This is a genomic window from Acidithiobacillus sp., from assembly GCF_023229925.1.
Taxonomy (GTDB): domain Bacteria; phylum Pseudomonadota; class Gammaproteobacteria; order Acidithiobacillales; family Acidithiobacillaceae; genus Acidithiobacillus.
In genome coordinates this window covers 563,915-585,068 of the sequence record NZ_JALNYM010000001.1, presented here as the reverse complement: position 1 = coordinate 585,068, position 21,154 = coordinate 563,915, and the positions used below count along the sequence as shown (strand labels likewise).

Genomic DNA, 21,154 nt, shown 5'->3' with positions numbered 1-21,154 from the left:
AATGCCCTATATTCCCCACGATGGGTTGGAAACGGCGGTGATGTTGGCCGCCGTTGGCGTTGACAGCCTCGACCAGCTTTTTGATGAAATTCCACCGGCTTTGCAAGTGCACGACATGGTCTTGCCCGAAGGGCTGTCGGAGATGGCCCTGCAACGCGAACTGGAGGGGCGTGCCCTCAGCAACGCGCCGCTGCGCTGTTTTGCGGGCGGTGGTGCTTATGCCCACCACATCCCGGCCATTGTCTGGGAAATTACCGGGCGCGGCGAGTTTTATTCCGCTTATACGCCGTATCAGCCGGAAGCCAGCCAGGGCACCCTGCAGGTCATCTATGAGTATCAAGGTTTTATCACGCGGCTGACGGGGCTGGAGGTGAGTAATGCTTCCCTCTACGACGGGGCTTCGGGGTTGGCCGAGGCCTGCCTGATGGCGTTGCGGATTCAGGGCAGCGACAAATCCATTTTGGTGCCGGAGAACCTGCTGCCGGGCTGGCGGCGGGTGCTGGACAGCGTGCTCGGTTTGCAAAACATCCGTTTGGTGAGCGTGCCTTATGACCGCGCTATGGGCACCCTGATATTGCCTGCGGATGCAGGGGATGCGGCGGCGCTGATTATTCCCCAGAGCAACGCCCTGGGTCTGCTGGAGTCCGTGGATGCGCTGACCGACTGGGCCCATGCCCATGGTCTGCTCGCTGTCGCGGTAGTCAATCCGCTGGCGCTGGCCTTGCTGAAGGCACCGGGGGATTGGGGCACACAGGGCGCGGATATGGCGGTGGGCGAGGGGCAGCCGCTGGGGATTCCCCTGAGCGGCGGCGGGCCTTACTTTGGTTTTCTCGCCTGCCGCAAGGCCCACGTGCGCCAGTTACCTGGGCGACTGGTCGCCAAAACCGTGGACGGGCAGGGCCGTGAGGGCTTTTGTCTGACCTTGCAGGCGCGGGAGCAGCATATCCGCCGTGGTAAGGCGACGAGCAACATCTGCACCAATCAGGGCCTGATGGTGACGGCAGCGACCATCCACATGGCGACGCTGGGCGGGCACGGCTTGCAGCAGACGGCGGTGCTTTGCCATGAACGTGCCGTGCGGCTGCGGGAACTGTTGACGGTCGTGCCGGGCGTGAGTTTGCCTTATGGCGGACCTTTCTTCCACGAGTTTGTGCTGCGTCTGCCACATACTGCCGTGGCGGTGCGGAATGCGCTGCTGGGCCACGGTCTGCTGGCGGGGATCCCGCTCTCTGACTGGGGGATGGGGGAGGCGGGCGATCTGCTGGTGTGCACCACCGAACTGCTGGAAGAGGCCGATCTGCTGGCGTATCGCGATGCTTTGACCGCTGTGCTGGAGACCTTATGAGCGATTCCATTTTCGATCACGATCACCATTTTCCGGCGGTGGAGTTGCCGTCCGATATCCCGGCGGAGCTACTGCGGAAGGCACCCCTGAATCTGCCCAACCCGGCGGAACTGGAGGTGCTGCGCCACTATACCCGCCTGTCGCAGAAAAATTTCTCCATCGACACCCAGTTTTATCCGCTGGGCTCCTGCACCATGAAATATAATCCGCGGATTGCCCATACCATGGCTTCGTTGCCGGGCTTCGCGCGCCTGCATCCGGATACGCCTGCTCCCGCTATGCAGGGACTTCTGCAGGTGCTCTGGGAGTTGCAGGAATGGCTGGCGGCGGCAACGGGCATGGCCGCAGTGAGCCTGACCCCGGCGGCGGGCGCGCAGGGCGAATTGGCCGGTGTCGCCATGATCCGCGCCTATCATGCGGCGCGCGGAGACTATGGACGGCGGAAGATGCTGATTCCCACGGCGGCGCACGGCACCAATCCGGCCAGTGCCCAGATGGCGGGGTTTGAGGTGGTGGAAATTCCCAATTTGGCCGACGGCGATCTGGATATGGCTTTTTTAGATCAACAACTGGGGCCGGATGTGGCGGGGATTATGCTGACCAATCCTTCCACCCTGGGCGTCTTTGAACGGCGGATAGCGGATATTGCCGCACGCATTCATGGGGCGGGGGGGCTGCTCTATTATGACGGCGCTAATCTGAATGCCATTCTTGGACGGGTGCAGCCGGGCCAGATGGGCTTTGATGTGATGCATCTGAATTTGCACAAGACTTTTGCGACACCCCATGGCGGCGGTGGGCCAGGTGCGGGTGCCGTGGCGGTACATGAACGCCTGCGACCCTTTCTGCCCCTGCCGATGGTGACCCGCGCCGATGAGGGTGCTCTGCGCTGGTTGGACGATGGTGATTTACCTCAGAGCATCGGTCGGCTCAGTGCCCATGGCGGTAATATCGGTGTGCTGTTGCGCGCCCATGCCTATATACGCCGTCTGGGTCGGGCGGGGGTGGGCCGGGTATCGGCTTATGCTGCGCTCAATGCCAATTATCTGCTCAGGGAATTGCAGCGGGTGGGCTATCAGGCGGCTTTCCCGGAGCGGCGTGCCAGTCACGAGTTCATCCTGAGCGTCAGCGACTTGCAGAAGGCGACGGGCATACGGGCGCTGGATGTAGCCAAACGCCTGCTGGATTTCGGGATTCACGCACCGACCATTTATTTCCCGCAATTGGTGCCCGAGTGCTTGCTGATCGAGCCTACGGAGACAGAAAGTAAGGCAATGCTGGACCGTTTCGTGGCGGTGATGGCGCAGATTCGTCAAGAGGCGTTGGCGCAGCCGGAACGCTTGCGTGAAGCGCCCCATCATCTGCCGGTAGGACGCTTGGATGAAGCGCTAGCAGCGCGCCGTCTGGATGTGGCGGCCGCGCAGTGACGGCGTCGCCGGCGGATCTGGTCGATGCACTCGGCGAAGTGTTGCTGGATAAAGAACGGGCGCTGCGCCTGATTCTGTCCGGCTTTCTGGCTGGGGGACATGTGCTGGTGGAGGACGTGCCGGGGGTGGGGAAGACGACCCTGTCGCTGGGATTGGCGCATCTGCTGGGTCTCGATTTTGCCCGAGTGCAGATGACGGCCGATCTACTGCCCGGAGACATTCTCGGGAGTAGTCTCTTCGATCCGCGCGAACAGCGCTTCGTCTTTCATCGGGGCCCGATTTTCCATGCCATAGTGCTGATGGATGAGATCAACCGGGCTTCGCCACGCAGTCAGTCCGCCCTGCTGGAAGCTATGGCAGAAGGACAGGTCTCGGCAGACGGGCAGAGCTTTCCGCTCCCTAAACCCTTTTTTGTGATCGCCACCCAGAATCCGCAGGAGCACGCTGGGGTATTCCCGCTGCCAGAGAGTCAACTGGACCGCTTTACCCTGCGTTTGTCACTGGGGTATCCCAGTCGCGAGGCGGAGCGGCGGTTGCTGGCGGCGGAAAACCGACGGCCTAGCGATTTGAAAACACTGGCCGATACCGCATTGCTGCGCCAGTGGCAGGCAGAAGTTGCGGCGCTATTCCTGAGTCCGGAACTACAGGAAATGCTTTTGGCGCTGGCGCAACGCAGCCGTGAGGATGCACGGGTGCGGATTGGCTTGTCGCCACGAGGCTTGCTAGCGCTCAAGGCGAGCGCACAGGCCTGGGCTTTTCTAGCGGGTCGAGATTTTGTGACGCCCGACGACCTGCGCGCTGTGACGGTGCCGGTGCTGGGGCATCGTTTGCTGTCCAGTGCATCGCTGGGCGGTGATGAATTGGCCGCACTGCTGATGCAGGATACCTGGGGTTTTGGCCCGTGAGTCGCAAACGGCGGGAGGTACGTCTTTCCCGTCCTGGTAAGGTCTTTGTCGGGCTAACCCTGGCCCTCGGCTTTTCTGCCGTAAACACGGGTAATAATGTCTTGTTCCTGCTGGTTTCCATGATGCTGGCCATTATGGTCCTCTCCGGTTTCGTCGCCGTCGGCAACCTCTGGCGGGTGCGTGCCGTCGTGCTGCCCGGCCAGATTTTTACCGCAGGAGAGCGGGGTGAACTGCTCCTGCGCATTCATAATCCACGTCCCTGGCCGCTGTGGCTGCTGGAACTGCGCTTAGGCGACGTGCGACGCACCGTGACTCGCCTAGGTGCGCGCCAGGAAACATTGGTAGCCCTGAGCTGGCACCCGCTCCTACGCGGTCAGCCGCTGTTACCCCCGCTACGGATGGGTTCTGCCTTTCCTTTTGCTTTTGTCTGGCGCGGTATGCATCTCCCGATGAAATCAGCGGATCAGCCCTGGGTGGCCCCCGCTGCGGACGAGCCATCGTTGCTACCGGCAGATCTGGGTCAGCAGGAGACAGAGGGGGGTGAGCCGGGTGGCAGCGGTGATCTGCTCTGGGTGCGGGAGCGTCTGCCCGGAGAAGGGCTTGGCGCTGTAGTCTGGCGCCGGGTGGACTGGTCTTTAGGCGTGCAGGGGGAGTTGCGCTTGCCTACCCGTGAGCGGGAGCATGCAGGGCAGCGACGGATCCTGCTCGACTGGGAAGACGTGACGCTGCAACGCTGGCCGGTGGAGCAGCGCCTGCAAATACTCCGCGCGGCGCTGGACATCGCGCGGGAACGGGGCTGGGCGTGGCAACTGCGGATGCCTGGCGGAATAGTGAGCGGTCGCGGACGCGCGGGTCTGGATCAGGCCTTATTGTTGCTGGCGCAACAGCCGCCTTTGCCGGTGCTCCGGGAGACTGATCAACGTGCCCCCCTGCCTTGGGGACTGCGCACGGCTGGCCAGTGGCTGCGGCGCCTGCCGCATTCGGGAGAGGTGAACTGATGTTTGGGCTGCGCATTCCCGCGCGTAGTGTGGGTTCCTTACTGGCGGCCTTGATGGGTGTCTTTTTGCTCCTCGCGCTGGGTTCGGAGGCGTCACTCTGGGCTATGGGGGTTTGGTTCGTGGCGACCGGTCTCGGGCTGTATGGGGCCTGGCATGGGCGTCTGCCCTGGTTCAGTGCGGCGCAACGCTTGATGTTGGGTCTTTTTCTGCTGGCGCTGGCGTTGCTGCTGGCCGGATGGGGCAACTGGCTGGCGATGGCCAGTCAGGCGGTACTGGTGCTGCTGGCGGTGAAGGCGCTGGAAATACGCAGCCAGCGCGACTTTTATCAGGTGGCGGCGCTGGTGCTGCTGGGCATGGGGGTGGCAGCGTGGCTGCGCGTGGATGTTCTGCTCGGAATTTTTGTGTTGGCGGCCGTATACCTGTCCCTGCTTGGATTGCTTTGGCAGCCTTTAGCCGATGCCGCGGTGGAGCGCACGACGGAAGGACTGCGCTGGCGAGATTTCCGATATATGTTGGTCTTCAGTCTGGTTTTTCTGCTGGTGCTGTTGCCGGTGACGGCCATTTTCTTTCTGATATTGCCGCGTACGCCGACGCCGCTCTGGGCTTGGGCACCGCCACAGGGGGATGTGCATTCGGGTTTCAGCGCGGATTTGTCGCCAGACAGCATGGCGCATCTGGCCCTCGACTCCGCCACGGTCTTTCGGGCGCAGATCAGTCCGCCGCCCGCTGACCCGGAGCGTTTATATTGGGTGGGTGCGATCCTCTGGCGCGATGAGGGCCGGAGCTGGGTGCCAGATCCGCCTGCCGCCATGGGGCAGGACGCTGTATCTGCCGAGGCTGGTGCCACAGGCGTTCGGCAGAAAATCGTTCTAAGCCCCGACAACAGTAATTATCTGTTTGCCCTGGCTGCGCCTTATCGTCTGAATATCCCGGTCACCTACCAGCAGCAGGCGGACGGCGTATTGCGTCTGGACAAGGCGCCCGGTCTGCCCATGCGCTATACCGTCTGGTCTGCGCCTGCCGCACCGCGTCTGCTCTCCGCAGCGGAGCGCGCCGCGGCCCTGCAGGTACCTGCCGACACCAACCCGGACGTGCGTGCGTTGGCGGCCCGATTTGTGGGCGGTAGCGATGCGGTGGTGGTGCAGCGTCTGCTGCACTGGTTTCAAGAGCCCTTTTTCCGCTACAGCCTGCAAGTGCCGACGGGTTACCCCCACGGGCAGGGCATGGCGGATTTTCTCCTCCATACCCATACGGGTTTTTGCGAATACTACGCCGGCGGATTGGCTCTGCTGCTCCGACTGGACGGAATTCCGGCACGGGTGGTGACCGGGTATCACGGTGGCGAGTACAACCCAGTGGGCAGCTACTGGATTGTGCGGCAGAGCATGGCCCATGCCTGGGTGCAGGCCTGGCTGCCGGGACGAGGCTGGGTACGGCTGGATGCGACGCCTGCGCTGATGGCGCCCAGTCAGGGGGGCAGCAAGACCGGTACCTTAGCCCCCCACGTGGTGCCCGGCGCTCAACAGCTTTGGGACTGGATGCAATGGCAATGGATCAACATGGTGATCGACTTGACCCCGGCCAAACAGCGCGCCCTCTGGAACTCAGCGGGTTTGCAACTGATGCAGATGGCGCAGTCGTCTGCGCATGCGCCGCGCTGGCGGCCGAAAGCGTCGGACTGGCACTGGCACGCCGTACTCGCTTACTGGCTGGTGGGGGTCAGCGTTTTGCTGCTAATGGTCTGGCTGCTGTGGCGCCGCCATCGGGCGGATCAGGGTAAGGATGGATATTGGCGCCAGCATGCGGCGCGCGCCTTGCGCACTTTGGGATTGAGAGATGTTCGACCGGGCGTGGACAGCTTGTTCTGGCAACAGTTGCCGGTGCCTGCGGATCAGTGGGCATCTGTGCGTGAAATCTATCTGACCCAGCGTTATGGTCCCACGCCGGATGCCGATGGCGCCCGGCTTCTATCTGAGGCCTTGGTTGCGCTGCGCCAATCGTTGCGAAAAACTTCCTGAATGTTTAAGGCCGCTATGCGGCGCCGTGTTCCGGCGCGTCGGCCGCGATCTGGCCGCGCTCCAGGTGGATGATCTGGTCGGCGAGACGGGTAGTGCGCGGGCGGTGCGCGACGATGATAAGGGTTTTTCGTCCGTGCAGGGCGCCGAGGGTTTCGGCGATGCGTTCTTCACTTTCGCTGTCGAGGTTGCTGGTGGCTTCGTCAAGGACGAGCACGGGGCGATCCAGATAGAGCGCACGGGCGATGGCGAGCCGCTGGCGCTGGCCGCCGGAAAGATTGCCGCCATTGCCCTTGATCATCGTTTCCAGCCCACCGATTGGAGCTAAGAACTCCCAAGCGTGCGCTTGCCGCGCGGCTGCCTCGGCGCGTTCGTGGTCGGGTTGAGCATCGGCATAGGCGATATTGCTCAGAGCGGTGCCGCTGAAGAGTACGGGCTCCTGAGCCACAAAGCTGAAATAACCCCGGTAATCGCCGGGAGGGAGATCGCGGATGGACCGCCCAGCCACCGTAATGTCTCCCCCGCTGGGTGGCAGCAAGCCGAGCATCACCCGCACCAGACTGGTTTTGCCACCGCCGCTGGGGCCGACTATGGCCGTCGTGCTGAGAGGGGGTATGGTAAACTGGAGGCCATGTAAAATGGCTTCGCCCCCCAATTCCAACTTGAGATCGTGGCACTGCCAAGTGCCCCAGGGACACGGCGTCGGGGAGCGCTGGCTGGCCTCTGCCGGTTGGTCCAGCCAGGCAAAGAGCCGGTCTGCGGCAGAAAGACCTTGTTGCAGTTGATTGTTTGCCGAGGAGAGCTGGCGCAGGGGCTCATAGATCATCCCCAGCGCCGTCAGAAAACTGAAGAAGGCCCCCGTCGTCATCCCGCCATTCACCACCTGACTGCCCCCCAGATAGATGATGACCGCAATGCCCAGCGCCGCAATCATCTCCATGATAGGAACCGTCGCCTTCTGGATGCGGGCAATCTGCATCATCAGGTCGAAGTAGTGACGCGCCTGAATACCGAAACGCTGCCCCTCAAAGTCTTCAGCACCCTGGCTTTTGATCACTTCGGCGCCGCGCAGACTTTGAGAAAATTGGTCCATGATCTGGCCCATCTGCTCTTGTTGGCGTTCACCGCGCTGGCGTAGCTTCTGGCCGAAACGAATCAACGGATAAAACGCGATGGGCAGGGTGATGAAGCTGATCAGCGCTAATTTCCAGCTCATGTAAAACACGACCGCCATGAGCGCGATGATCTGGAAGGTGGAAAGGAAGAAACGCGCCAGCACCGAGAGGCCTTGCTGCAATAAAGTCAGGTCCAGACTCATTCGCGACAGGGTGCTACCGTGACTGCTGTCGATGAGGGTGCCGAGGGGCAGGCGTAGGGTATGGGCATAAAGACGCTCGCGCAGACCGCGCAAAACGTCTTCTTCCACCCGGACCAGGGTGATAGCCTGTACGTAATCGGCGCCGCCTTTAACGGCGTAGATCATTATGACGCCCAGGGGCAACCAGACGAGCATGCTGGCGTTGCGGTCGATGAAGATTCGGTCGAGGACCGGCTTGATCATATACGCTACGCCACCGGTCGCCGCCCCGGAAATCACCATGAAGAGTGTGGCGAAAAGGATGCGGCCGCGATACGCGTGGACCAGACCGAGCAGGCGGCGAAAGCTGGGAGATCGCCATGTGGCGGGCACGCCAGCGTTGTTCACTCTTCGAGAAGACCCCGTTTATCCTTTACTTCCAGCCAGGCATCCGCATCCTCGGGCGCCATTTTCTTTTGAACGATGGCAGGCCAGATCTTGGCGAGGCGGGCATTGATTTCCTCAAATTCCTCCTGACCTTCGGGCAGGTCATCATCGCGGAAAATGGCGCCCGCAGGGCATTCGGGCTCGCAGAGGGTGCAGTCGATGCACTCATCGGGGTCGATGACCAAAAAATTGGGTCCTTCGCGGAAACAGTCCACCGGGCAGACATCTACACAGTCGGTATATTTGCACTTGATACAAGATTCAGTCACCACATAAGTCATGGGGGCCAAGCTCCTCACATTTTAGTCTAATGGATTATGACCGGGATCGCCCGGTGGGCTGGGAACCTATTCTAGCCTAAGGAAAGCGTACTGCCCACTCTGGGAATTTTGCCCATGTCGTCCACCATAATCTAAGACGTAGCGAAATATAGAAAAGTTCGCTATAGTAAAAATCTGGACTTCATCCTGCCGTTTCAACAGAGGAGAATAACGATGGCTGTATTGGTAGGCAAAGCTGCTCCCGATTTCGTGGCCCCCGCGGTCATGGCTGACAACACTATTAATGAGGCTTTTCATTTTTCTCAGTTTATCAAGGGAAAATATGCCGTATTGTTTTTCTATCCGCTGGATTTCACCTTCGTCTGCCCCTCGGAAATCCTCGCGTTCAACCACCGTCTCTCGGAGTTCAAGGCGCGCAATACGGAAGTCATCGCCTGTAGTGTGGACTCCCATTTTACTCATCTGGCCTGGAAAAACACGCCGGAAGAGAAGGGCGGCATTGGACATATCCAGCTCCCCATGGTGGCTGACCTCTCCAAGAGCATCGCGCGCAATTATGACGTTTTGCTCAATGACGAGGTGGCGCTGCGTGGCTCCTTCCTGATCGACCGCGGCGGTGTGGTACGTCATGAAGTAATCAACGACCTGCCCCTGGGCCGTAACATTGACGAGATGATCCGTATGGTGGATGCGCTGCAATTCTCTGAAGAGCATGGCGAAGTCTGCCCGGCACAGTGGGAGAAGGGCAAAGCGGGCATGAAGCCGACCAGTGAGGGTGTTGCTGACTTCCTGGCGCATCACGGCAAAGAGCTCTGATTGCCGGTTATCCTGTTTGCGCCCATCGTAGGAACCTGTGGGGGTGGACAGGTTACATGGCCCGGATGTCAAACCGGGCCGTGTAATTGCGATTTAGTGCAGACCACGTCCGGCACTTTCTGCCGCTTCTTCCATGACGACCTTCACCTCGTCCGGAAAATCACCTCGGGTCACTTGCTGGCGTCCTTCCTGAAAGAATAATGGCGCATCGCTAGGTAAATGGTGCACCAGCGCTGCAAAAGCACGCCGCATTTCCGCTGGATCCTGCGCACGCGTCGCGGTGATGCCCCAATTCAATAACAGGATACGCCAGGGCCGGTGTGGATCAACACCGTCCAGATCGGTGCCATAGTCTGCGGATGCGGCGTCTTTTACCCTGCCCATCAATTGGGCCAGGGAACGCAGTTCGTCGGGTTCGCCGCAACTATTGGCCAGAACGGCCAGGCCGTTGACGATCGGCTCCAGCGTGTGGAGGGCGCCGTGTTGATTACATACCCACGCTGCGAGACTGACGGTGATCATTTCCAGGGCGACCTTCGCCTGACGCTCACCCAGGCGCTCGGCCCAGGTGGCAAGATCCATCAGCAGGCCGATGGTCAGGTCGCCGATGCGTTCCGGTTCGTCGGCGGGTAGGGAGGGATCCCAGGAGGCAACGTTCGTTGCCAGCAGTGTGAAAAGCTGGCGCAGTGCGTCCACGATCATCGGCGGGGTGATCTGTTCCCCGGTGGCGATACCGCTCTTGGCAAAGGCACCAAGAAGGGGTTTGGCGTATTGTTCAAAGCGCTTCTGTGCGCCAGAGATGTCCAGAATGGGAGCCACTGCTTGCCTCCGATATGCCCGATGAAGTAGAGCGTGTTATGCTAACATGGAATGGCGTCGGATTCCGCAGTGAGCGGCGTCCTCTTTATTCAGGAATCTTCTCATGTCGCACCCAAGCCCCGTTTCTCCTGTTGATTTGCATATGCACTCTCTGGCTTCCGATGGCACCATGACGCCCACCGACCTGGTGAAGCGGGTGCATGCGGCCGGGGTGCGCGTCATGGCACTGACTGACCACGACAATACTGCGGGGCTTGCGGAGGCCGGTGCGCAGGCGGCGACAATGGGCATTCAACTTATCCCCGGCGTTGAAGTTTCTAGCGAATGGAGTACCCAGGGCATCCATATTGTTGGCCTTTTTATTGACCCCGCGAATGGCGTCATGCAGGAAGGTTTGAGCCGGATTATGGCCTTCCGCGACTGGCGTGCCTTAGAAATTGGGCGCTTATTAGAAGGCGCCGGTATTCGTGACGCAGAAGCCGGAGCGCGAGCGATGGCGGGCAGCCGTATGGTCGGGCGTAGTCACTTTGCGCGCTGGCTGGTACGTGAAGGATATTGTGCAGACGCGAGCGAGGCCTTTGGCAAATATCTTGGGCGCGGTTGTAGGGCCTACGTGTCCAGCGACTGGATTCCCATGCCTGAAGCGGTTGGCTGGATCAACGCGGCAGGTGGATCCGCCGTTCTGGCCCATCCTGGCCGCTATAAACTCAGCGGTACCCGGCTGCGTGCGTTGCTCACCGAGTTCCGGGATGCGGGGGGCATTGGCCTTGAGGTCTGCTCCGGCAGTCAGGCGGCCGGGGATCGCGAGCATCTGGGGCGGCTCGCCCGACAACTGGGCATGGTCGGATCGGTCGGCTCCGACTTCCATGGCCCGGATGTTGGCCACGCGGCCATCGGTCATCTGCTCACCTTGCCTGACGGTGTCGTGCCGGTCTGGGAGCGCGCCGGTATTCACCCGCACTGACCGGCCAATCTTGTCGGTTTTTCTGGCGCTTATGCACATTTCCATTGGCACGGCACTATGGTAGCTTTGCACTCCATGGTGGATCCATATCAGGGGAACGGAGTGCAAAAAAGCCAAGAACCATCACGCTACGCCAATTGGGGCATGTTGGTGTTGCTGCTGATTTACGCTGGCGCCGCGTATACCCTCAGCCCATTCGCTGGCCCCTTGCTGATGGGGGCTGTGCTGACCACAGTGGGTTGGCCCTGGCAGTTGCGCCTGGAGCAGGGGTTTCATCTACCGCGCTGGCTGGGTTCGCTTATACATGCCCTGGCGTGGGTGGCGATCATCATTATTCCCGCGGTCCTTATCGTTGATTCAGTCTTGCCTCAGGTAGCTCTGCTTATCTCCCGTTGGCAGTCAGGTGGTCCGCTCGTCGATGTGCCGCCGGAAGTGATGCAGGTTCCTTACGTGGGGCACTGGTTGCTCAGCCATCTGCATGGGCTGAACGGTGCCTATCTCTCCGCGCTGCTCAGTGCCCATTCCGGCTTCATCACCGATTCTCTGGGTCAGCTCTGGATATTTACGTTACATACGTTTTTTGCGGCACTGACCGTTTTTGCGTTGGCCCTGCACGGTGAGCGTCTCACGGAGGCGCTGCGTCTGGGGGCTACCCAACTCTGGGGCCGTGATCGCGGCGATCGGTTTTTGGCTGCCTGCCGGGATGCCGCGCGTTCGGTGCTGATCGGCCTCATTGGTGTGGGTGTGGTAGAGGGCATGTTTATTGGTATCGCTTACGCGGTTGCGGGCCTGAGCATGTGGCCTCTTTGGTTGGTCGCGACCGCACTGATATCGCCGATACCCTTTGGCGCCACGGCCATAGTTGGCGCGGCTACCCTCTGGCTCACCTTTACGGGGCATTGGGTAGCTGGTCTGCTTGTTCTCGCCTGGGGGCTTATCGTGATTACCGTGGCGGATTTGGTGGTACGCCCACTGCTCACCGGATCGCAGACGCAGGCCCCTTTCTTTCTGGTGTTTTTCAGCATTCTTGGTGGCGCGGAAGCCTTCGGCTTGATCGGCCTGATCATCGGACCTATTCTGGTGCTGTTGGCGCGCGGGGTATGGCGTGCCTGGGAGCGGCGCATTCGCCTGCAGGAGTAGTGGCGCGAATTATTGCAGTTATGGAACCGCACAGGCTTTCTGCCTATCTAATCGGTGGATATTTTCCTTACGAAATCAGGAGCACATCATGGACTACTCAATGTTGGACCAACAATACAATCAGTTGCAGCAGCAGACCCAGAATAACCTGCAGGCCTTGCAGCAGGTCGCCGGACGGGTGAGCGCCATGGCACCGGATAATATGACCGGACGCGAGATTAATATGGAGTTGCGTAGCTTAGCCATGAACCTGCAACAACAGCAGCAGAACGTGGGAATGATGCTGCAGCAGATGGCGCAGCGTATCCAGCAGTTGGAAATGCAGATGCAGGGGATGGGGCAGCCGGCTGGTATGAACCCTAATATGGGGCAGCAGCGGTCCTGGAATGCGCCCATGCAGGGACAGCCGGGTATGGGTGGCGGCTTTCTGGGTAATGTCATGACCGGGTTGGGTCTCGGCGCTGGTTTCGCAGTGGCGGACAATATCGTTGACGACATTTTCGACAGCTTCTAAGTCGGTATGATAATCGCGTATTTTGACGTTCTATCGCAGATTGTGCCCTGCTCATGACGCTACCGTTGTCGGCGTATCTGGAACTGGAGTCACAAGTTCTTTCCTGGGCGGCCGGGCAGGGGTGGCAGTTGCAGCGTACCGGCCCTTTGCGGCGGGGTGAGTGGCCGCTGCCGCGCCTGGAGTTTCTCCGCGAGGGCGTGTTGACGCCGGACGAGTGGGAGGCCGCACTTGCTGCCTGCCCTCTTTTTGCGAGGTCTGTCTCCGGTAAGGGGGAGGCATGGAGTCAGGAAGGTATCGGGGTAAAATTTTATCAGGCCCCGACCGATCTCCTGGGTTTTGCGCAGATCGCCCACACGGGGCCAGCCGCGTTTGTTGCGGTATGCCACCGCTTGCCGGGCTGGGATGAGGCCCCGGCACCCGACGAAGCGGTGGCCTTTGCGCGCGTCGGTCTGCCTTGTATCCCGCCCGACCAGCGTAATCCTGAGGTGTTCACGATGTTGGCAGGAGTGTCGGGTGGCTAAAGAATTCCTCTACGGTATCCACGCGGTCAGCGCTGCACTGGATTCAGAAGAATTGCTGGAGCTCTGGGTGGCGATTGAGCGGAGGGCCGACGACCGTGTCGCGCCGTTGCTGCAAAAAGCCACAGAACAGCACCTACCAGTGCATGAATGGCGGAGCACGGCATTGGGTCGGAGGCTGAATACCGACAAACACCAAGGGGTGGGCGGCTTGCTGCGTGCCTTTCCTGAGCCGGACTTCGAGACGATCCTGGCGCAATTGGACGGCAGTGGTTTCCTGCTGGTGCTGGATGGTGTGCTCGACCCGCATAACCTCGGTGCCTGTCTGCGCAGTGCCGAAGCGGCTGGGGTCGACGCGGTGATTCTGCCTAGGGATAATGCCTGTCCGGTCAATGCTACCGTGCGCAAGGCGTCTGCCGGATCGGCGTCACGCGTTCCGGTCTGTACGGTGACCAACCTGTCGCGGGCCTTGTCTGCTTTGCAAGAGGCGGGTTTCTGGCTGGTCGGGTTGGCGGGGGAGGGTGCTCAGAGTCTTTATGATCTTGACTTGAATATGCCGCTGGCGATGATAATGGGCGGGGAGGAGAAAGGTTTGCGCCGCCTTACTCGCGAGCACTGCGATTATCTGGCCCATATTCCCATGAAGGGAGCCATCGAAAGTCTGAACGTGTCCGTCGCTACCGGGGTTTGCCTCTTTGAGGCGGCTCGGCAAAGACGGAATTTGTCTCCCGCCCAGCATGTCGGGCAGGAAAAATCCGCCTGAATTGCCAGAAGGTCATAAACGCATGTTGGTAGACTCCCACTGTCATCTGGATTTTGATGATTTTGATGCCGATCGGGCCAGCATTCTGGCGCGTGCCCAGGCGGCCGGAGTGCAAGAAATACTGATTGCAGCGGTCGTCGAGGCGCACTGGCCGCGGGTGCAGGCCCTGGCTACCGAGTACCCCGGCGTGTGGGCGGCGGCGGGCGTGCATCCCAATGAACCCGCAGCAGAGACCCCGGAATGGGAGTATTTGCTGACCGCCCTGGCTGCAGACAAAGTGGTGGCGGTCGGCGAGACCGGCTTGGATTATTTCCGCAATGAAGGGGATATGTCTTGGCAGCGGGAACGATTTGCCCAGCATATAGCCGCTTCCAAGGCTACGGGAAAGCCCCTGATCATCCACACCCGCTCGGCGGCGGCGGACACCATCGCCATGATGCGCAGTGAAGATGCGGCAGCCGCTGGCGGCGTCATCCATTGCTTCACCGAAAACTGGGATTTTGCGAAAGCGGCTATGGATATGGGCTTTTATATCTCCTTTTCCGGCATTGTCACTTTCAAGAAGTCTGTTGAATTGCAGGCGGTGGCCAGGAAGGTACCGGCGGATCGCCTGCTGGTGGAGACGGACGCACCCTACCTGGCGCCGGTGCCGCAACGCGGCAAGCGCAACGAGCCAGCTTTTGTCGCTCATGTCGCGGCCTTTCTCGGGGCGTTGCGGGGTGCGACGCTGGAGGATATCGCCGCGCAGACCACGGCTAACTTCCACGCACTGTTTAGGCACGCGGTGGCGGTGTGAAGATTGTGTTCCTTGGTACAGGGTCCAGTGCCGGGACACCAGCGATTGCTTGCCATTGTCCGGTTTGTTGCAGCGCTGATCCGCGCAACCGCCGCCTGCGGGCCAGTATTCTGGTGCGGGATGAGGATACGCATCTGCTGGTGGATACCGGTCCTGACCTGCGTCAGCAGATGCTACGCGCCGATGTGCGAACACTGAGCGCCGTGTTTTATACCCATTTTCACGCCGATCATATCAACGGTATCGATGACCTGCGTGCCTTCAATTTTGCGCAGAAGATCGTGATTCCTTGCCATGCGGATGAACGCACGGCAACGGAGCTGGTGGGCCGTTTTCGCTATTGTTTTCTGCCGCCGGATATCACTTGGGCGAAACCTTCGCTATCCATGCACCGGATAGCATCGCCGCAGACCTTTGGTGCGATTGCGGTGACGCCGATACCCGTGATGCACGGTCCTCTGCCTATTCTCGGATACCGGTTTAATGACGCAGCATATCTTACTGATCTAAAAATTATTCCAGATAGCAGTCTGATGCTGTTGCGGGGGCTGAAAGTCCTGATTCTTGACTGTCTGCATTACGAAGCGCATCCCACCCATCTTAATGTGGAAGAGGCCTTGTATTGGGCGCAGCGCATTGGCGCAGAGCGGATTATTCTTACCCATATGACCCATGATATTGACTATGCGACGTTGGCTGCGGAGTTGCCTGACGGGATTATTCCAGCCTATGACGGTATGGTTGTGGACCTTTGAGCACATGCTGCTGATGGACGGGTGTATGCAAAAAATATTTGACATCACCCCCACGAATCCATATATTACGGCGCATCGGGGCCATAGCTCAGCTGGGAGAGCGCTTGAATGGCATTCAAGAGGTCAGCGGTTCGATCCCGCTTGGCTCCACCAAATAAAAAGGCTGCTCAGCCTTTTTTCCCCCCGATAATCCATACCGATACATGGTATCGCCTGTTCTCAACAGGTACCGTCCGGATATGTCAATCTTCGGTATTTTTGTTCGTCACGCCTTTTTTACAAGAAAAACTAACGAGGTGCCCCTTTGCATAATGAACGGCTCTTCCCCTACGGCCATGCCCGTAACGCGGATTGGCGTACGGCTTTGTCCACCGCGTTGGAGATGGCGGGTCCGCGGGTGCGGGGCGGTACGCTGGGTTTCCTCTACGTCAGTGACCGTTTTGAGTCTGATTTGCCGGAAATCCTGAATGCTGTGCGAGAACAAACCGGTGTGTCGCACTGGACGGGCTGCGTGGGGATCGGCATCTGTGCGACTGCGCAGGAATACCTGGACGAACCGGCACTGGCCTTTATGGTGGCCGACTTCCCGGAGACGGAATTTCACTTGTTTTCTGGGATGGAGCCTTACCAGCGTGGCACAGATTTAACAATTTCCCCCGATCGTCCGCCTTACTTCGCCATCGTTCATGGTGACTCCCAAACGCCGGATCTGCCTGATCTGGTCCGTGATTTTGCCGGAAAGATGAAGAGTGGTTTCCTCACTGGCGGAATCGGCAACAGTCGTGCCAACGGTGCGCAGCTTGCCGATAAGGTGGTGCACGGTGGGCTGAGCGGCGTGATGTTCAGCGAAGAGATCGCCATTGCTACCCGCCTGACCCAGGGCTGTAGCCCTATCGGTCCTATCCATCAAATTGGCGAAGCCAAGAGTAACGTGGTCGCCCGCCTGGATGACCGCCCGGCGCTGGATGTGTTTTACGAAGAAGTCGGTGATATCCTCTCCCGAGATTTGCAGCGGGCGGCGGGTTTTATTTTTGTGGCGCTGCCGGTAGAAAACGATGATCGCGGCGACTATATGGTACGCAACCTGATCGGTATCGATGTCGACCGAAAGCTGCTAGCAATCGGGGAATATGTGGAGGTCGGCCAGACCCTGATGTTCTGCAAGCGAGACGGCAGCACCGCGCGCGAAGATTTGGAGCGTATGCTCATAGAAATTGCCCGTCTGGCGGATGGGCGGAGGATTCGCGGCGGCCTCTATTTCTCCTGTTTGGGGCGCGGCGAGAGCCTGTTTGGACCAGATTCTGCGGAATTGCGGGTTATCCAGGAGGGGCTGGGCGACTTCCCGCTGGTGGGTTTTTTTGCCAACGGAGAGATATCGCACGATAAAATATATGGTTATACGGGGGTGCTTACCTTATTTCTGGATGCACGCATCTGCTGATCATCAGGCATGGTGGGCACGCACCTGCCTTATGCTAGAGTACGCTGGTTATATTAGAGGTTGGTGATGGCACAAGCACAGCGGATGGATCAGCGGTTGATGCAGGAGGGACGGCGCACCAGGGGTACGCTCTATTTCGGCATCGGACTGGGCCTGGCTGCCGGCCTGCTGATTATCCTCCAGGCCTTCCTGCTGGCGCAGATCGTCGATGATGTTTCTTTTCATGGCGGGGATCTGGCGGCGGTGATGCCGCTGCTCTGGGTCATGCTCGGTCTTTTTGTCATCCGGGCCGGGCTTTCCTGGGCGAGCGAGTTGGTGGCTTTTCGGGCCAGTGCGCGTATCAAGACCTACCTGCGCGAGCGCCTGCTTTCCCACCTTTTGAGTTTGGGGCCGGTGGCGGTGGCAGGGGAGCGTAGCGCCGACATCGCCAGTACCATGATTGAAGGTGTCGAAGCGCTGGAGCCTTACTTTTCCCGCTACCTGCCGCAAATGGCATTGGTCAGCCTTATACCGCTGGCTATCCTCGTGTTTGTCTTCCCTACAGACTGGATCAGCGGTTTGATTCTTCTCATCGCCGGGCCGTTGGTACCCTTCTTTATGGTGCTGGTGGGTTACCAGGCGGAGGCTATCAATCAGCGCCAGTGGCGCAAAATGCTGCTGATGAGTGCCCATTTTCTGGACGTGGTACAGGGTCTGACCACGCTAAAAATTTTCGGTCGTGCCAAGGACGAGATAGAGATCGTCGCGCGCATTTCTGACGACTATCGGCGCACGACCATGGCTGGGTTACGGGTGGCCTTCCTCACTTCGGCGGTGCTCGAATTTTTTGCGAGCCTGTCTATCGCATTGGTGGCCGTATCGCTGGGTGCGCGCCTGTTGGAAGTCCATTCCTCGGTCACTTTTTACACCGCGTTCTTCGTCCTTTTACTGGCGCCGGAGTATTTTAACCCGCTGCGTGGTCTTGCCACCTATTATCATGCGCGGATGAGCGCCATTGCCGCCGCCAAACGCATTTTTGAAATTCTCGACATGCCGCTGCCGGAGCAGAAGCCGCAGCCAGTGGCTTACGCCGGTACACAGGCTATCAGCCTCACGGTGCGCGACCTGCATTTCTCCTATGAGGAAGGCAGGATAGCGCTGGCCGGCGTGAACGCCGATTTTCCGGCGGGCCAGGTTACCGCGCTGGTCGGTGCCAGCGGTGCGGGTAAGAGCACTTTGGCCAATGCCTTACTCGGCTTTGTGCAACCGGATTCCGGAGAAATCCTGGTCAATGGCCAGATTCCTTTGCGCGCCCTGGAGCGGGAGAGTTGGTGGCGGCAACTGGCCTGGGTACCGCAAAACCCTCGTCTGTTCTACGGCACCATCGCTGAAAATATTCGCATCGGCCGTCCTGATGCGGATATGGCCACTCTGCGGGAGGCGGCGAAGAACGCCCATGTGCTGGAATTCATTGACGCCTTGCCGCAAGGTTTTGATACCCCCGTGGGCGATTTGGGCCAAGGCCTTTCCGGCGGTCAGATTCAGCGGGTGGCCCTGGCTCGCGCCTTTATCAAGAATCCGCCGCTTTTCATTTTGGATGAGGCCACGGCCAATCTGGACATGGAGAATGAATCGCTGGTATTGGATGCCATGCAACGACTCATCCAGGGACGAACGGCCATCGTTATTGCCCACCGTCTGGCGACGGCAGAGCGCGCTGATCACATCCTGGTCATGGATGCCGGGAAAGTGGTCGAAGCTGGTACCCACAGCGAACTTTTGGCCGCCGGTGGCGCCTACGCAAGGCTGGTAGCAGCCTATCGGGGGGACTGTGCGTGATCTTTACCGCCTGTTGAAACTGTTCGGACCGTTCAAGCTCTGGATGCTGGGGGGTGCCTTCCTGGCCTTGCTGACCATTCTTTCTAACTTCGGCCTGCTGGCCCTCTCCGGCTGGTTTCTGGCGAGTGCGGCGCTGGCCGGTCTGGGCGGTTATGCCACTCTGAATTTGTATAACTTTTTCCTGCCAGCCGCCGGAGTGCGTGCTTTTGCGACGACCAGGGTCATCTCGCGCTGGTTGGAACGTATTGTCACCCATGAAGCGACGTTTCGTCTGCTGGCACAACTACGCACCTGGTTCTATACCCGACTGGAGCCGCTCGCACCGGCCGGCTTGCAAGGCTTTCGTTCCGGCGACATCCTTTCGCACATCGTCGCCGATATTGACACCCTGAACAATTTTTACCTGCGTGTCTTCGCCCCTTTCCTGGTGGCCGGGTTGGCGACGCTCGTGATGGCGGGCGTCTTCGCTTTTTTCTCCTGGCAACTGGCCATTGCGCTCTTTCTTTTCCTCGCCGTGACCGGTCTGCTTCTACCGCTGCTCACCGAGCGGCTGGGCGCGCGCAGTGGCGCGGAGATGACCACCATTCAGTCAGATTACCGGGTACAAGTGGTGGATGGTATGCAGGGTATGGGTGAGCTGCTGACCTATAACGCCGGACCGGAGATACTGCGGCGTACGGGCACGCTCAACGCTGCGCTACTCCAGCGGCAGGCGCGCATGGCGCAGATTTCCGGATTCGGCAGCGCCGGTATGGGATTCATGGGCAATCTGGCGGTCTGGGTCGTGGTGGTGCTGGCGATTCCGTTGGTCCATCGCGGAGCGTTGGGTGTTTCAGATCTACCGCTCTTTGCCTTGGGCGTGATGGGCTCTTTCGAGGCCATTGCGGCCCTGCCACTGGCCTTTCAGTTTTTGGGGCAGACCCGTGCGGCCGCCCGCCGTATTTTTGCGGTGGCGGATACGCCCCTGCCTTTCCCCGATGCATCGGGACCCGCACCGCGGGTGGATCGGCCGGATCTGGAGCTGAAGGAGCTACACCTGCGCTATCCCGGCGCCCAATGCGATGCCCTGGCCGGCGTAGACCTCAGCATCCGGGTGGGCGCACGGGTTGCGGTACTGGGGGTGACGGGGGCTGGCAAGAGCAGCCTCGCCAATCTGCTGCTGCGTTTCTATGACTATCAGTCGGGCAGCGCGCGTTTGGGTGGCCATGAATTGCGGGATTTCCCGGCAGATAATCTGCGCGAATATTTCGCGGTAGTATCCCAGCGTTCTTATCTCTTCCACAGTACGATTCGCGACAACCTGCTGGTGGCCAAGGGCGAGGCGGGAGAGGATGCGCTTTGGGCCGCGCTGGCCACGGCGCAGCTTGCGGAGTTCGTGCGCAGCCAGCCTCAGGGCCTGGATACCATTGTCGGCGAAGGCGGGGTGAAGCTCTCCGGCGGTCAGAGTCGGCGGGTGGCCATCGCCCGGGCGATTCTCAAGGATGCCCCCTGGCTGATTCTGGATGAGCCGACCGAAGGGCTCGATCCGGTGACGGAGATGGAATTCCTCAAAGACCTGCGCCAGATCATGGAAGGACGCACCGTGCTGTATATTACCCATCGTCTGGTGGGTCTGGAGCACATGGACTGCGTTCACGTGCTCGACGAGGGGCGGATCGTGGAGTCGGGGACCTATGGAGAGCTTTTACAGCGGGGCGGACCGCTCAGCCATTTCGCCACATTCCGCCAAGCCATTTCGATATCTCACTGATTTTTATGGTTACCGGTGAGGCCGGACAGGAGCTTTTTCTCCAAAGCGTCGGCTTGCTCCGCCGTGGACTGGCAAACGGCGCTGACGGGGTCTTGCGCGCACTGCAACTCGTCAGCCAACATCGCGGTGCCCTTTTTTTGCAGCTGAGCCTGACTGCTGCGACTCTGCGGGGTACTGGTCATCCACGAAACCCCGTAAGCAAGCGCCGAAGAGAGTAGGGTAGCCACCAAAAACACCAGTACCATGCGGGTAAAACCGCGTTCCAGTCCCTGCTCATCCAGGTAACGCTTGCTATACCAGGCAAATACCGGATAACTGACAATGCCTGCCACCAGACCCCACATG

The 21,154-nt window shown here is 59.9% G+C and carries 20 protein-coding genes and 1 tRNA gene; 17 read left to right on the top strand and 4 right to left on the bottom strand.

Annotated elements, in window-relative coordinates; all coding sequences use genetic code 11:
• The first annotated feature begins 1 nt into the window (after position 1).
• The 5 genes from gcvPA to M0P56_RS03005 are packed head-to-tail and all read left to right on the top strand — an operon-like array spanning position 2 to position 6,693.
• A complete protein-coding gene (gene gcvPA, locus M0P56_RS03025) occupies positions 2-1,345 on the top strand; it encodes an aminomethyl-transferring glycine dehydrogenase subunit GcvPA (protein ID WP_291508567.1) in 1,344 nt (447 codons plus the stop codon).
• On the top strand, positions 1,342-2,772 hold the full coding sequence (gene gcvPB, locus M0P56_RS03020; RefSeq protein WP_291508566.1) for an aminomethyl-transferring glycine dehydrogenase subunit GcvPB: 1,431 nt from the start codon (positions 1,342-1,344) through the stop codon (positions 2,770-2,772). Before gcvPA ends, gcvPB begins: the two co-directional genes overlap by 4 nt.
• Entirely contained in the window at positions 2,769-3,677 is a 909-nt protein-coding gene (locus M0P56_RS03015) for a MoxR family ATPase (RefSeq protein WP_291508565.1), read from the top strand. Before gcvPB ends, M0P56_RS03015 begins: the two co-directional genes overlap by 4 nt.
• Positions 3,674-4,675 (top strand): hypothetical protein, encoded by a 1,002-nt coding sequence (locus M0P56_RS03010; RefSeq protein ID WP_291508564.1) that lies wholly within the window; start codon positions 3,674-3,676, stop codon positions 4,673-4,675. Before M0P56_RS03015 ends, M0P56_RS03010 begins: the two co-directional genes overlap by 4 nt.
• Entirely contained in the window at positions 4,675-6,693 is a 2,019-nt protein-coding gene (locus M0P56_RS03005) for a transglutaminaseTgpA domain-containing protein (RefSeq protein ID WP_291508563.1), read from the top strand. Before M0P56_RS03010 ends, M0P56_RS03005 begins: the two co-directional genes overlap by 1 nt.
• Positions 6,694-6,706: 13 nt before the next feature.
• On the opposite strand, the gene M0P56_RS03000 is transcribed toward M0P56_RS03005, so the two are convergent.
• Complete coding sequence (locus tag M0P56_RS03000) at positions 6,707-8,395, bottom strand: ABC transporter ATP-binding protein (protein ID WP_291508562.1); 1,689 nt, start codon at positions 8,393-8,395, stop codon at positions 6,707-6,709.
• Positions 8,392-8,715 (bottom strand): ferredoxin FdxA, encoded by a 324-nt coding sequence (gene fdxA / locus M0P56_RS02995; RefSeq protein ID WP_291508561.1) that lies wholly within the window; start codon positions 8,713-8,715, stop codon positions 8,392-8,394. Before fdxA ends, M0P56_RS03000 begins: the two co-directional genes overlap by 4 nt.
• Positions 8,716-8,928: 213 nt before the next feature.
• Here fdxA and M0P56_RS02990 point away from each other — a divergent pair, with 213 nt between their 5' ends.
• Positions 8,929-9,531: a peroxiredoxin gene (locus M0P56_RS02990; protein WP_291508560.1), complete on the top strand. Its 603-nt coding sequence runs from the start codon at positions 8,929-8,931 to the stop codon at positions 9,529-9,531.
• A gap of 93 nt (positions 9,532-9,624) precedes the next feature.
• Here M0P56_RS02990 and M0P56_RS02985 read toward each other — a convergent pair whose 3' ends face one another.
• Positions 9,625-10,350 carry a hypothetical protein gene (locus M0P56_RS02985; protein WP_291508559.1) on the bottom strand — a complete coding sequence of 242 codons (726 nt, stop codon included), beginning with the start codon at positions 10,348-10,350 and terminating at the stop codon, positions 9,625-9,627.
• Positions 10,351-10,453: 103 nt separating this feature from the next.
• Here M0P56_RS02985 and M0P56_RS02980 point away from each other — a divergent pair, with 103 nt between their 5' ends.
• From M0P56_RS02980 to cydC, 11 genes are all read left to right on the top strand, one after another.
• Positions 10,454-11,314 carry a PHP domain-containing protein gene (locus M0P56_RS02980; RefSeq protein WP_291508558.1) on the top strand — a complete coding sequence of 287 codons (861 nt, stop codon included), beginning with the start codon at positions 10,454-10,456 and terminating at the stop codon, positions 11,312-11,314.
• 102 nt (positions 11,315-11,416) lie between these two features.
• Positions 11,417-12,454 (top strand): AI-2E family transporter, encoded by a 1,038-nt coding sequence (locus M0P56_RS02975; RefSeq protein WP_291508557.1) that lies wholly within the window; start codon positions 11,417-11,419, stop codon positions 12,452-12,454.
• A gap of 88 nt (positions 12,455-12,542) precedes the next feature.
• The gene (locus M0P56_RS02970) at positions 12,543-12,968 is read left to right on the top strand and encodes a hypothetical protein (protein WP_291508556.1); all 426 of its coding nucleotides are present in this window, start codon (positions 12,543-12,545) and stop codon (positions 12,966-12,968) included.
• A 53-nt stretch (positions 12,969-13,021) separates the two neighbouring features.
• Positions 13,022-13,489, top strand: coding sequence for a hypothetical protein (locus M0P56_RS02965; RefSeq protein ID WP_291508555.1), 468 nt, complete (start codon positions 13,022-13,024; stop codon positions 13,487-13,489).
• Positions 13,482-14,249 (top strand): 23S rRNA (guanosine(2251)-2'-O)-methyltransferase RlmB, encoded by a 768-nt coding sequence (gene rlmB / locus M0P56_RS02960; protein ID WP_291508554.1) that lies wholly within the window; start codon positions 13,482-13,484, stop codon positions 14,247-14,249. Before M0P56_RS02965 ends, rlmB begins: the two co-directional genes overlap by 8 nt.
• 22 nt (positions 14,250-14,271) lie before the next feature.
• The gene (locus tag M0P56_RS02955; RefSeq protein WP_291508553.1) at positions 14,272-15,045 is read left to right on the top strand and encodes a TatD family hydrolase; all 774 of its coding nucleotides are present in this window, start codon (positions 14,272-14,274) and stop codon (positions 15,043-15,045) included.
• Positions 15,042-15,800, top strand: a complete 759-nt coding sequence (locus tag M0P56_RS02950; protein WP_291508552.1) for an MBL fold metallo-hydrolase — start codon at positions 15,042-15,044, stop codon at positions 15,798-15,800. Before M0P56_RS02955 ends, M0P56_RS02950 begins: the two co-directional genes overlap by 4 nt.
• A 77-nt stretch (positions 15,801-15,877) precedes the next feature.
• Positions 15,878-15,953 (top strand) — tRNA-Ala (locus M0P56_RS02945).
• A 151-nt stretch (positions 15,954-16,104) separates the two neighbouring features.
• A complete protein-coding gene (locus M0P56_RS02940; RefSeq protein WP_291508551.1) occupies positions 16,105-17,241 on the top strand; it encodes an FIST N-terminal domain-containing protein in 1,137 nt (378 codons plus the stop codon).
• A 66-nt stretch (positions 17,242-17,307) separates the two neighbouring features.
• Positions 17,308-19,059 (top strand): thiol reductant ABC exporter subunit CydD, encoded by a 1,752-nt coding sequence (gene cydD, locus M0P56_RS02935; protein ID WP_291508550.1) that lies wholly within the window; start codon positions 17,308-17,310, stop codon positions 19,057-19,059.
• Positions 19,052-20,809, top strand: coding sequence for a thiol reductant ABC exporter subunit CydC (gene cydC, locus M0P56_RS02930; RefSeq protein WP_291508549.1), 1,758 nt, complete (start codon positions 19,052-19,054; stop codon positions 20,807-20,809). Before cydD ends, cydC begins: the two co-directional genes overlap by 8 nt.
• On the opposite strand, the gene M0P56_RS02925 is transcribed toward cydC, so the two are convergent.
• Positions 20,803-21,153, bottom strand: coding sequence for a hypothetical protein (locus M0P56_RS02925; protein ID WP_291508548.1), 351 nt, complete (start codon positions 21,151-21,153; stop codon positions 20,803-20,805). The two genes, cydC and M0P56_RS02925, sit on opposite strands and share 7 nt — an antisense overlap.
• Between the last annotated feature and the right edge of the window lies 1 nt (position 21,154).

Bases quoted from the DNA above. Each gene is read 5' to 3' on its own strand.
- M0P56_RS02970 (WP_291508556.1), top strand. From the start codon at position 12,543: ATGGACTACTCAATGTTGGACCAACAATACAATCAGTTGCAGCAGCAG.
- M0P56_RS02965 (WP_291508555.1), top strand. From the start codon at position 13,022: ATGACGCTACCGTTGTCGGCGTATCTGGAACTGGAGTCACAAGTTCTT.
- M0P56_RS02980 (WP_291508558.1), top strand. From the start codon at position 10,454: ATGTCGCACCCAAGCCCCGTTTCTCCTGTTGATTTGCATATGCACTCT.
- M0P56_RS03005 (WP_291508563.1), top strand. From the start codon at position 4,675: ATGTTTGGGCTGCGCATTCCCGCGCGTAGTGTGGGTTCCTTACTGGCG.
- M0P56_RS02955 (WP_291508553.1), top strand. From the start codon at position 14,272: ATGTTGGTAGACTCCCACTGTCATCTGGATTTTGATGATTTTGATGCC.
- fdxA (WP_291508561.1), bottom strand. From the start codon at position 8,715: ATGACTTATGTGGTGACTGAATCTTGTATCAAGTGCAAATATACCGAC.
- gcvPB (WP_291508566.1), top strand. From the start codon at position 1,342: ATGAGCGATTCCATTTTCGATCACGATCACCATTTTCCGGCGGTGGAG.
- cydD (WP_291508550.1), top strand. From the start codon at position 17,308: ATGGCACAAGCACAGCGGATGGATCAGCGGTTGATGCAGGAGGGACGG.
- gcvPA (WP_291508567.1), top strand. From the start codon at position 2: ATGCCCTATATTCCCCACGATGGGTTGGAAACGGCGGTGATGTTGGCC.
- M0P56_RS02990 (WP_291508560.1), top strand. From the start codon at position 8,929: ATGGCTGTATTGGTAGGCAAAGCTGCTCCCGATTTCGTGGCCCCCGCG.
- M0P56_RS02925 (WP_291508548.1), bottom strand. From the start codon at position 21,153: ATGTGGGGTCTGGTGGCAGGCATTGTCAGTTATCCGGTATTTGCCTGG.